Below are 11,437 nucleotides of genomic sequence, written 5' to 3'. Positions count from 1 at the left end.
CGCTTATAACGAATCTTAAAAATTCGATTATAAGCGTTTTTTTTGGTCTATAAAAATGACACAAATCAAAACAGACGATGTTTTTCAGTGCCCTCAATAGGAATGGAGCTTTTGTATTTATTTTTTAAATTATCTTATAATTAATTTCCTGGTCGCGGAGGCTTCCCTTTCATTAATCCTGATGATGTAAACACCAGAAGAAAGCGTAGAAACATTTAATTCTCTTGAGCTCAATACGGTTTGAAGTACTTTTTTACCTAAAACATCAAAGATAATTATTTCTTTATCGAGATCGTTTTTTGTGGTAACGTAGACTTTGCCATTATTCACTGGGTTTGGGTACAAGCTTAAACCTTCAATAGAAGCGGTTTCTTGTGTTCTTGGTTGTTGCTTATTTTCCTGAGCACTAATGCTAAGGGATAATAAAAAAACCAATAATGTAATTGTATAAAAGTAGTTTTTTGCCATCAGATTAGTTTGAATAGTAAATATACAAAATATATTTCAAAAAGCATACCAAAAAAAAACATCCTGATTGCTCAGGATGTTTAGTATTACATAATGTTTTAATTATAGTCCAACAGACCATCCTGTAGACCAAGAAGGAGCATTTACTCCATTTCCTGCTCCAGTTGCAGTACTTATTTCAGAGGCAAGAACTAAGGAGGCATCTGCGCTAACTCCGCTTGTAGCAGGCGCTACAGCTGTCTTTTTACCTTTAGTTTTAGTAGTGACATCTATAAAGTTTATTCCAGTAATTTTAAGACCAGTTCCGATTGCATTTAAACTTTCATCATGTTCTATATCAACACCTGTAGCCCAAGAGCTTAATACTACATTAGAAAAAATTCCTTTTGTTCCTCTTCTCAATTTTAAACCTTGATTTTCCGTGTATATTAATGATGAAGCAGTACTTCCAGGACCAACTAATGTAAGATTCGTAATTGTTGGGTTAGCAATGGGAGTATTAGCGAAACCTAATTCAAAATTATCTGCTTCAATTCCTCTGTTTCCTTTTCCAAATGCTATTTTTCCGTACCAGTTTGTGTTGGTACCAGACCAACCTTCAGTCCAGTCATACTGATCATCTTCATTACCGAAAGAAATTAAATTAGAAGTGTTAACTGTTCCTCCAAAAAATTCGAAACCATCATCTGCACCTTGGTAAGTCTCAACATACTCGAAAGTTGTTCCAGAACCTACTCCAAATAATGAAGCTCCGTTAAATTCTTTTTCACTGTTAAAAGCTGCACCAGCATATTCTATTCTCAAATATCTGATAGATCCAGAATTGTCATTGGCCACTGTACCACCATAAGCTAAATCTGCAACTTCAGATTGTGCAGTACTAGCTCCTCCACTTACGCGGTTGATAGGTGCTTTACCACATATTACTAAACCTCCCCAGTCTCCTGCTTTTTTAGTAGCCAGTCCGCTTGTCATTACAACTGGTTTATTTGCTGTACCATTTACATTTAGTTTTCCACCTTGAGCAACGGCGATATATGATGCTGTACCGCCAGTACCTTCAATTATTGTTCCTGCAGGAATAGTTAAAGTAGCACCACTATTGACTTGAATTTTTCCAGACAATTTGTAGGTCGTTCCAGCGACTAACACAACTTCTCCCTCAGTAATTGTCCCTTTAAAATCATTAGGCGTAACGACAAATGTTGACGAAGGACTATCAGATCCATTAGTATCGGATGTACAACTTGTTACTAAAGTTGCTGATACAGTTAAAATTCCTAAAATTTGTAAAATTGATTTTTTCATGATTGTACTATAATTTGTGTTTGTTTAGATTTGTCAAAGGTCAGGTAAGTTTGCTTTACGGAAGTTAAGGCACTGTGACTGTTTGTTTAAATTAACTCGAGGTTATTGTTAACTTAACGTTTCCATTGTTAAGAACGTTTTTTGTAAAAAAAAAGAGCAGTTGAAGCTGCTCTTTTATATTAAAATTGATAGTTTAAGTTGATGCTAAATAATAGCCCTTTTTTATAGGATAAGACATTTATATCTCCTGATCTGTTCTCTTGTACTCGATCTATAGTAGGATCTAGAAGATTTTTTACTACAAAGTCAATTCCTAAATTTTTATTCAATTTAGATTTAGCGATAAAATCTAGTGAACCAAATGATTTATCTACTAGATTCCCCTTGTCATTTGTACCAATAGCATAAACTCTATCTGAAAAGTAGGTGTAAGCTAAGGTGGTGTTTAGACTTCCTTCTTTATTGTTCCATTCGTTTAGCAACGAGATATCTGCGTTCAATAACAAATCAGATGCACCAGTAAATTTACTTTCAGTATCAGTAAAAACTACATTATAATCCGTTTCTCTTATTACTTTTTCAGTACTTAAATCTTGGTTACTATACAAATAAGAAGCGTTGATACCTGCTGATAATTTTTTAGCATTATTTTGATCAAAATCAAAAAGTAATTTTCTGTATTCAATCTCTCCACCAGCAACATAACCAAAATCCCCAGTATTAATAAATGAAATGTCATTTGTTGATGACGCAATTGTTACCTCATTCATTGGGTTAAGTATGTATTTACCAAATGCGGTTACTGATATTAATTCTTCGCTTTTTGGAAACATCTCCCATTTTAAGTCAAAATTATAATCATCAGATGCATATAAATTTGGATTTCCTACTTTAACCTCAGTAACATCCTCGTAAACAAACAATGCTCTTTCTTTAAATTGTGGTAGCGTATAGGTTTTACTAAACCCAAAACGTAAATTTTGTTTTTCGTTTAGTTCATATTTCATTGTTACACTTGGTAAAAAAGCAATTTTTTCTAATTCATTAAAGCCACCATCTGGATCTAATTGCGTATTCCAGTCTACTTTTTGAAAAATATACTCTCCTCTTAATCCTACTACGGTAGTTAACTTTTTAAATTTATATTCCGTATTCAAAAAAGCACCATTTATAAACTGATCACCGTTATAGGTTTGCGGATCTAATGCATTTGGAACTTGAGGTCCGCCACGGAAGGTTGCGATTTCAAAATTGCCATTGCTGAAATTTTGCTGGTTGTAAAATAAATCTAAATTATTTGGATCTACTAGTGTCCCACGGAATGCATTGGTTGCTCTAAAATTAAATTGTGACGCTTCAAAATTCCTGGTTTTAAATCTACCATTATAACCAAAAGTAAATTTACCATTGTACGTATCGTCTTCTGATTTATTAAATTTATAATCAAAAGAAATATTTGCAGCGGCTTCATCTTCTGTTAATTTTTGAAAATATCTGTGATTGTCAGGAAAAGAAATACTAGATAAAACATATCCACTAGGTTCTTTTCTAAAAATATTTTGAGTTCTGTCGGGCATGTCTCCTTTAATCATGTTGTAAGAAGCTCCCCAGTTTAATTTAGAACGTTCCGCTAATTTATGTTCTCCTAACAATTGATTGATGAACAAACTATTTTTTTCATACTTGTTACGACGAATTAAACCATTACCATCGTTTGCAATATCAATGATAAACCCGGCATATTCTTCTTTACTCTGAGATGAATTATTTATAAAAACGGAATTGAAGTTAATCTTGTTATCGTTATTTATTTTATAACCAATATTAGCCATACTCGTGAAGTTAGTATTGTAGCTAATTGAAGAATAATTCTCAAAATTTTTGTTAACTATACCATCGCCAGTTACATTTCCTTTAGCTGAACCATCAGATCTTGATGTAAAGTCACTACCAAAAGACACATCTGCAAAAACATTAAGTTTACTTTCTGCTCCTAAGTTGTATGATTTTCCTCCAGAAATAGCAATAGAACTTCCTAGTGGAGTTTTACTATCTAGTTGCAAAGACCCAAAATTATATTGCGTCAAAGGACTTGCTGGTACCGAAATCGCACTAAAACCAAAACTGCTAGGTCCTTTTTGTAATGAAAAGTTGTTTTCGCTGATTGCATTCGTATTTACTTTTGATCCAATGTCAACTTTAAGAAAACCTTTTCCTTTGTAATCTTTAGATACAATGTCTACATTTCCTCCGGCAAAATCACCGTATAATTTACTATTATATACTTTGTCAATAGAAACATATTCCAAGATGTCAGTGGAGAAAATTTCTAAATTGATATTCTTCTTTTCTGGATCATTAGATGGAATTGGTAAACCATTCATGGTGGTAGAGTTGTAGCGATCTCCTAGACCTCTGACAAATATATTTCCAGAACCTTCTTGTTTCGTTATTCCAGTAGTTTTAGTTACGGCTGTTGCTACATCGCTTACACCTTTACGAGAAAGCTCTTGGGCTCCAATAGTTTGTTTTATTTCGACCGCATTTTTTTGGTCTAATAATAAGGCAGTTTCTTTTTGCCTGTTTACGGTAGAGCGAACCACTACGTCTTCTAATTTATATCCGGCAGAACCCAGCGCTTTGCTTACTGTTATAGTTTCATTGGCAGTCACTGTCACAGGAATCTCTACTGATTCATAACCCACAAAACTAAGTTGTAAAGTATAGCTTCCCGGTAGCACTGTTAAAGTGTATTTACCATCAATATCAGTATTAGTTCCTATACTAGTTCCTTTAAGGAGAACGTTAGCAAAAGGTAAGGATTGATTATTAGCATCTTTGTCTGTTAACGTTCCAGTAATCGTTCCTTTATTCTGTGAAAAAGAAATAGCTGTTAGTAATAACGTGAAAAATAGTAACTTGAATTTCATTTGGTTTTAATTTTTTTGCAAAGTAACGCCTGAAATGTGAAACGTAAGTTATTGGCTTGTTATGGTTATGTTTTGTTTTGGGTATCAAAGTCACTCCAATATTAAATTACGGTTAACAGCTTTTCAATACCCCTTTTATGTTTACATTTACATTGCAAAATAAATTTTTGACGCTTTATGAAGAAAAAAAACACTAAGATTCTATTAGTTGACGATGAACCGGATATTTTAGAAATTGTAGGGTACAACCTTTCTCAGGAAGGATATCAGATCATTACAGCGGCAAATGGTAAAGAAGCTGTAGCCAAAGCCAAAAAGGAAATCCCAGACCTTATCATAATGGATGTCATGATGCCAGAAATGGATGGCATGGAGGCGTGTGAGAACATTCGTAAAATTCCTGAACTCAGTAATGTGCTCATCACTTTTTTAACGGCTAGAAGTGAAGATTATTCTCAAGTTGCTGGTTTTGATGCCGGTGCAGATGATTATATCACAAAACCAATCAAGCCTAAATTATTAGTTAGCAAAGTAAAAGCCTTGTTGCGCCGTTTGAAAGAAAAAGAACAAAATAGTGAAACACTGAATGTGGGTGGTATCGAAATTAATCGCGAAGAATACAAAATTGTAAAAGATAATATCGAAATCGCATTGCCTAGAAAAGAATTTGAACTGTTTTATCTGTTGGCTTCAAAACCCGGAAAAGTATTTAAACGAGATGAAATTCTGGATAAAGTTTGGGGCAACGAAGTTGTTGTTGGTGGAAGAACGATTGATGTCCACATCAGAAAATTACGCGAAAAAATTGGCGAAGAATTATTCAAAACAATAAAAGGAGTCGGATACAAGTTTGAAGTATAAATGACAATAAATTTTAAAAAAACATATCGCTTTGCCGTGAAGTCGGCGCTGTATATTACTCTTTTTTCTACAGGATTAGTTAGTTTTCTGACCTACTTATTTTTTACCTTTTCGTATCGGTTCAGCTCGATTTTCGCATTGGCTATAGCAACATTCTCTTTTGTAGTTATTCAATATCGGGTGGAACGTTTCATTTATAAAAAGGTGAAAAAAATATACGATGATGTCTCTTTATTAGAGTCAAGCACTTTTAGAAACCAACCCATAACAACCGACATGGCGACACTTACACGTGAAGTCAAAAAATTTGCTACCGATAAAAAACTGGAAATCGAAACCTTAAAAGGTAGGGAAGAATATAGAAGAGAGTTTCTTGGTAACGTTTCTCATGAACTCAAAACACCTCTTTTTATGGTTCAAGGCTATTTGTCTACTTTACTTGATGGAGCGATGAATGATAAAACAATTCGCAAAAAATACCTAGAACGCGCTGAAAAAGGGGTGGAAAGACTTATTTATATTGTACAGGATTTAGATATGATATCTAAACTCGAAATTGGAGAGCTTAATTTAGAGATCGCCGAGTTCGATATTGTTAAACTAGTTCAAAATGTTTTTGATTTGTTAGAAATGAAAGCTTCCAAAAAAGATATTCTACTCATGTTTGATATGAAATACAATAAGCCTGTGCTGGTGGTTGGAGATCAAGAAAAAATCCAACAAGCAGTCATGAATCTTATTGTAAATTCAATCAAATATGGAAAAGAAAAAGGCTCAACCGAGGTGAGTATCGAAGATTTAACGGAGCATAAAGTAATCATTAGAGTAACCGATAACGGTGAAGGAATAGAGAAAAAAAATATTCCAAGACTTTTTGAACGTTTTTACCGCGTTGATAAAAGTGGCGCGAGAACAGAAGGTGGCTCTGGATTGGGACTGTCCATCGTAAAGCACATTGTTGAGGCGCACGATGAGAAAATTTATATTGACAGCACCTTTGGCGTTGGGTCTGAATTTTCTTTTACGCTTGAAAAAGCAAAAGTCATCAAAAAATTAAACTAGCGTCACCCTTTTTATATTTTAAAAAACCGTTTCAGAGGAATCGGTTTTTTTTGTTTTAAAACAGTCAGTTATTTTTCAAAAACCTGAAATAAAGCAGGCCATTCAATAGTTGTATGCAATCGAGGCAATCCTTTATATTCTTGGATTTCTTGAATATCCTCCATTCTAAAATCATCTTGATTGGCATAAGGAACCAAACCTTCTTTCTTCAATTTTTTAGCTAGATATTCCTGCTCGTATTGCCCTGGAGTGGGAATGAAAAAAGCTTTTTTTCTCAGCTGGACAAGATCCATTATGGTGGTGTAACCAGAGCGGCATAACACCATTTCACTTTCGTTAAAAGCTTGTTCCAGTTCGCTTGAATTCATAAAGTTGTAGTAGGTTACATTTCCTTTTATAACCGTTTTTTGCTCCGATTCTATATTGCCTTCAATGAAAATCACTGTTCCTTTGAATTGAAGTATTTCTTTTTTTAGATGCTTTTCCAATATGCCCCTTTGAGGCTCCGGTCCAGAAAGAATAATCAATAAGTCATATTTTTTTGGCATAAGTTTTTTTTGCAGTCGGCTTAATGGGCCTATATATTTAATCGGGCAGTTTAAATGGTCAACATGGCCTAATTCTCCACTTAAATTTTGCGAACCTGCAAGATCTGGAACCCAGCATTCTGTGTATTTTTTTATAACATATTGATGCATCTTACTCGTTAACCATGTGGTATTTCCTGTCAGCACATTCAATTGGTGCGTTATGTAAACTGATGGCACTTTCTTGCTGAATACACCTAATCTATTGTCTGAAATAATGCCGTTAATACCATATTTATTAATCCAATTTTCAATTATTATTTTTTCTTTTCGAATGGCTTTAATTGTCTTCGAACCGTTTATAAATAACTTCCATTTAAAATTTTTACCTTTTTTAGCATATTCTATTTGATAAGAGGGAAGTTCTAACGCTTGTACGTTAGGAAATTCTTTTTTTAGTAATGCTAATGCAATGCCGTCGGACGCAATTATGGGCGTATAATTATTTTCTAACAGCGCCTTAATTATAGGAATACATCGGGTAGCGTGACCTAATCCCCAATTTAATGGTGCGATTAGTATGGTCTTTTGGTTTGTTTTTAAATCCATTTGCAATAGATAGGGTTGCTGTTTTTAATTTTAAAGTTAGACAATGAGTCCGTTTTACATATTGCTAAGGGATTATCAAACCATTAAGTTACACTACTAGAAGTAAGCTCTTAGTTGAACGTTTCCCGTATGAATGGCTTGGCTTGTTTCACTTTTTCGACCTTGGTAATTAAAATTTATATCTAAAAATTGTGTAATATTTTTTTGCAAAAGCAATCTCCAAGTCAAGTTTTGTCCCGTTTGTAATCCCTCCAGCATTTGAAATCCAACAGCAGAGAATTCATTTCCCTCAAATTTATTTTGGTAAAAAGAAACCTCCCCGTTCATTGTAAATTTTTTAGTTCCTGCATAAGAAAAAGCAGTACCAAAACGATTTTGTAATAATGTTTCTGAAACGCCTATTTGATTTTCTTTCCTTTGCAGTTCATAAAAAAGATCCCAACTGGTGCTTTTAGAAAACAAATAACTGATTTTTGGAGCCAATTGATACCCGTTGATATCGTAATTTTTCTCCGCGAAATTCTCAGATTGAATGGTGGTATGAATTGTTTTTGCAAAAAAACCAAAAAGCCAGCTTTTTTGATACAAATGATTGTACTGTAATTGATGCGAATTGTTTGTGGCTTCTTGCGAACCAATGGATAATAAGTTTTTAGTTTTGTTTTTAAAGTATGAATACGTTGTCGAGTGTTTTTGCTTCCCTCGATTGTAAAACAAACTGTTTCTTAAACTGGAGTTCAATCCCAACACGTTCTCCTCAGATCCACCAAAGGGATTTAATTCGAAATTAGCACCTTCATTTCTGTTTTTTCTGTCGATTATAAAGGCAGTTTGATTATAGAAATAAGAGAGTAATTTTTTGAATCCTTTTTCGTTTTGCCATTGATTTGGATTTAAGGTTAGGGATTGTGAGAACTTATTTTGATGTGTTTTTATGTAAATCCTATTGGGTAAGAAAACGCGAATGAATTTTGCCTGATCGATAAATGGCGCAATTTCAAACTCTTGTAATTCTTGAATTCCATTGCCGTTATAGTCGTTCCAAGTATAAACGCCTTGTCCCGCCGAAACTTCCAGATACGTAAATTCTTGTTGCGGAATACTTCCTGAATTCGTTTCATAGACCGTTGTGCTTTGTACTAATTGATTAAAAAAACGATCCGTGTACACTATTCTGGAGTTTAATGTAGGTTCTTTTTTTCGTGTTGCAGCTACAAAATCTAAAACTCTATAATTGGCATAAATGGATAAATCACTTTTACTGGTTTGAATCAATTTGGATTTTAGCAATAGCGTATGTGAGGAATTTACGCGCTGAATCAAACTCCCGAAACTTTGGGATTGCAAACTATCATTCACTCTTCTTAAATAGCCCATTTCAACAAAAACCTTGGTGCTATCGCCACGTCCAGCGTAAAGACCATATTCTGTAAATTTTTGGCTTAAGGCCGAAAATTGTTTCGTTGTTTTGTCTTTTTCCTGATTGTTCTCTAATCGCAAACTGGATCCAACCCAGTTTTTATCAAAGTGAAATCGCATTTGAGATTGGTTTCTTAAAAATTGGGATACGTAAAGGCTAGCGTCACTTTTGAGATAGCTTCCTTGATTTTGAAAGGTCCAATTTTTTACTAGAAATAATCCATTTAAAACGTGCCTGCTACCCGAAAAATTTTCAGAAAAATCTAGTTTTTCAAACTGATATACGAGCAGCCCTTTGTCTGTAGATTTTGGTTTTGGATTTAAATCTAATTGCAATCCGGTAACGAGTAAACTTTGATTTCCGATAGCGGTTGTTCCTAAGTTCCAATCCCTATCAAATTCGATGTTATAAATTCGTTCCACGGACCTAAATTCGTTCTGAATAAATTGATAATTAGCGAAAGCATCCATTTGCCATTTCTTAGAAAAAATGCGTTGCTTGGCATTTATTTTCGCTGCTAAGCCTTTGTTATTGGCATCGTCAATAGCCGAAAATAAATTTTTATCATTGTTGCTAATCCCAATTTCAAAGGCAACAGCTGTTTTTTCTGTAGGTTTGTATTTTCCTAAAAACGTTGCAACTTGTACTTTCGTAGGCGCAATCAGTTGGATTATTGGTTCATAATTTCCTTGAGGAATCCCGTTTATAGGAGCAATGAATTCATAAACCCGAGTTATTGTAGCTGCATTAGACAGGACGTAATTTCCATTTTGGGAGCCTACAAGAGTAAAGCGCACATTGAATAATTCCTGTTGAGCATCATTTGAATATTCGAAAATTTCAGTGGCATTGCTGATTGTTTTTCGATACAGCACTTTGTTCTCAGAATACGTGTCAACGTAGGCAGAAGGTGCTGTCATTAAATTGGGATCGTCTCCGGCACTGACTAATATTTGGGCTTGTTCAGGAGAAAGGTTTTGTTGTAATGGTTGGTTTTTTAAATCATTTTCTGAATACAGATAGCCTCCAAAACTCCATGATTTGTTTTCATGGGTAGCCCCAGCATAAGTCACAAACCGAGTGTAATTGCGATCGGAGTACTGGTATTCTATCGCGATGCGCATTTCTGAAGTAATAGTAAAAAGCGGTGTGAATACAATTTCGCCGGCATTGTAATCGATGGTGTAGTCATTGTTTTCGCCTCTTTTTAATAAAATTCCATTGACATAAACCCGTTCTGAACCGGAAACGACTAAAACATACAGTTCGCCATTTTGTCCTTTTAGTTTGTAAGGGCCTTGATTGCCTTCCTGTCCTATAATATTACTTTTGGCATATTGTCCGCGAACTAATGCTGCTGATGCAAATACATTCGTTTTATTTGCTGCGGTTCCAAAGTTGAAGTTTGTGGCTAAGCCTTGGACTTTTTTATTGAAATTTAGGAATTGCGTTTTATTGTTTTCTAGAAAAATATCACCAGCACGTATATTCCATTCATCGCTGAATAATTCCATAAAAATGTTGTCAAATTGATCTAATTTTTGAGAGTAGCCACCGTCTTGCAGCGGAATATTACTGTCTTGGATCGAGGCTCTCAAACTCACTTTTTCTGAAATTTTTCCTGTGATTTGTAAATCCAGATTGGAGTTCAAAACGGCATTTTGATTGTTTCCTATAGTCACACCTCGTGTAATACTCCCCGAAGTATTCAGTCCGTCAAAAGGAATGTTTTTTTTCGCATTTTTGTTGTCTATAGCATATAAATCCCCTAATCCAGCTTCATTACTCACCACTTTGCTGGTTTCGTAAATCCGGTATTCTTTAGTCAATAGTTCGGGAAATTTTAAATACTGTAAAGTGAGGGAATCCGAATTGAAAGTGTTATTTTCCTTTAGAATTAAAGTTCCTTTAGCAAAATTTACTATGAATAAAGTACTGTCAATGGGTTTGCCATTGGCGTCAAGCAATTTGAAAAAACTAGAATTAATACTTTCATTTTCAATGTGAATGGTGTCGCGTATAGGAAAGATTTTTTTGGTTTTGTACAACGAATTGGTTTGCTGTGCGTGAAGCCCAGAAAAACAACTGATTAGAATCCAAAAAAGCAATTTTTTCAACATAAATACTATAACTCGAAAGGATCAAAAGTAGTATTTATAATTTGATAATCAGAATATGTATTTCTCAGAAAATTTGGATTTAAATAAAGACAGAAAATCCCTATTTGGGCTCTTTTTTAGACTTTGAAAAAA

7 protein-coding genes are annotated in these 11,437 nt (G+C 34.2%); 2 read left to right on the top strand and 5 right to left on the bottom strand.

Going from position 1 to position 11,437, the window contains the following annotated elements; all coding sequences use genetic code 11:
• Positions 1–129: 129 nt before the first annotated feature.
• From BUA03_RS14710 to BUA03_RS14700, 3 genes are all read right to left on the bottom strand, one after another.
• Positions 130–468, bottom strand: coding sequence for a T9SS type A sorting domain-containing protein (locus tag BUA03_RS14710; protein WP_066080733.1), 339 nt, complete (start codon positions 466–468; stop codon positions 130–132).
• 102 nt (positions 469–570) lie between these two features.
• On the bottom strand, positions 571–1,776 hold the full coding sequence (locus BUA03_RS14705; RefSeq protein WP_066080730.1) for a hypothetical protein: 1,206 nt from the start codon (positions 1,774–1,776) through the stop codon (positions 571–573).
• 179 nt (positions 1,777–1,955) lie between these two features.
• Complete coding sequence (locus BUA03_RS14700) at positions 1,956–4,706, bottom strand: TonB-dependent receptor (RefSeq protein ID WP_066080728.1); 2,751 nt, start codon at positions 4,704–4,706, stop codon at positions 1,956–1,958.
• Positions 4,707–4,883: 177 nt separating this feature from the next.
• Between BUA03_RS14700 and BUA03_RS14695 the strand changes: the two genes are divergently transcribed.
• Both BUA03_RS14695 and BUA03_RS14690 read left to right on the top strand, forming a co-directional pair.
• Entirely contained in the window at positions 4,884–5,567 is a 684-nt protein-coding gene (locus BUA03_RS14695) for a response regulator transcription factor (protein WP_066080726.1), read from the top strand.
• Positions 5,568–6,629, top strand: coding sequence for a sensor histidine kinase (locus BUA03_RS14690; protein WP_066080723.1), 1,062 nt, complete (start codon positions 5,568–5,570; stop codon positions 6,627–6,629).
• A gap of 68 nt (positions 6,630–6,697) precedes the next feature.
• Here BUA03_RS14690 and BUA03_RS14685 read toward each other — a convergent pair whose 3' ends face one another.
• Both BUA03_RS14685 and BUA03_RS14680 read right to left on the bottom strand, forming a co-directional pair.
• A complete protein-coding gene (locus tag BUA03_RS14685; protein WP_066080721.1) occupies positions 6,698–7,765 on the bottom strand; it encodes a glycosyltransferase in 1,068 nt (355 codons plus the stop codon).
• 96 nt (positions 7,766–7,861) lie between these two features.
• The gene (locus tag BUA03_RS14680) at positions 7,862–11,305 is read right to left on the bottom strand and encodes a hypothetical protein (RefSeq protein WP_066080719.1); all 3,444 of its coding nucleotides are present in this window, start codon (positions 11,303–11,305) and stop codon (positions 7,862–7,864) included.
• Positions 11,306–11,437 lie beyond the last annotated feature (132 nt).

It is taken from the genome of Flavobacterium fryxellicola, assembly GCF_900143245.1.
GTDB lineage: Bacteria > Bacteroidota > Bacteroidia > Flavobacteriales > Flavobacteriaceae > Flavobacterium > Flavobacterium fryxellicola.
This window is presented reverse-complemented; position numbering and strand designations above follow the sequence as displayed.

What these genes read in the sequence shown, in the direction of transcription:
- BUA03_RS14680 (WP_066080719.1), bottom strand. Translation starts at nt 11,305, where the DNA reads ATGTTGAAAAAATTGCTTTTTTGGATTCTAATCAGTTGTTTTTCTGGG.
- BUA03_RS14705 (WP_066080730.1), bottom strand. Translation starts at nt 1,776, where the DNA reads ATGAAAAAATCAATTTTACAAATTTTAGGAATTTTAACTGTATCAGCA.
- BUA03_RS14690 (WP_066080723.1), top strand. Translation starts at nt 5,568, where the DNA reads ATGACAATAAATTTTAAAAAAACATATCGCTTTGCCGTGAAGTCGGCG.
- BUA03_RS14685 (WP_066080721.1), bottom strand. Translation starts at nt 7,765, where the DNA reads ATGGATTTAAAAACAAACCAAAAGACCATACTAATCGCACCATTAAAT.
- BUA03_RS14695 (WP_066080726.1), top strand. Translation starts at nt 4,884, where the DNA reads ATGAAGAAAAAAAACACTAAGATTCTATTAGTTGACGATGAACCGGAT.
- BUA03_RS14710 (WP_066080733.1), bottom strand. Translation starts at nt 468, where the DNA reads ATGGCAAAAAACTACTTTTATACAATTACATTATTGGTTTTTTTATTA.
- BUA03_RS14700 (WP_066080728.1), bottom strand. Translation starts at nt 4,706, where the DNA reads ATGAAATTCAAGTTACTATTTTTCACGTTATTACTAACAGCTATTTCT.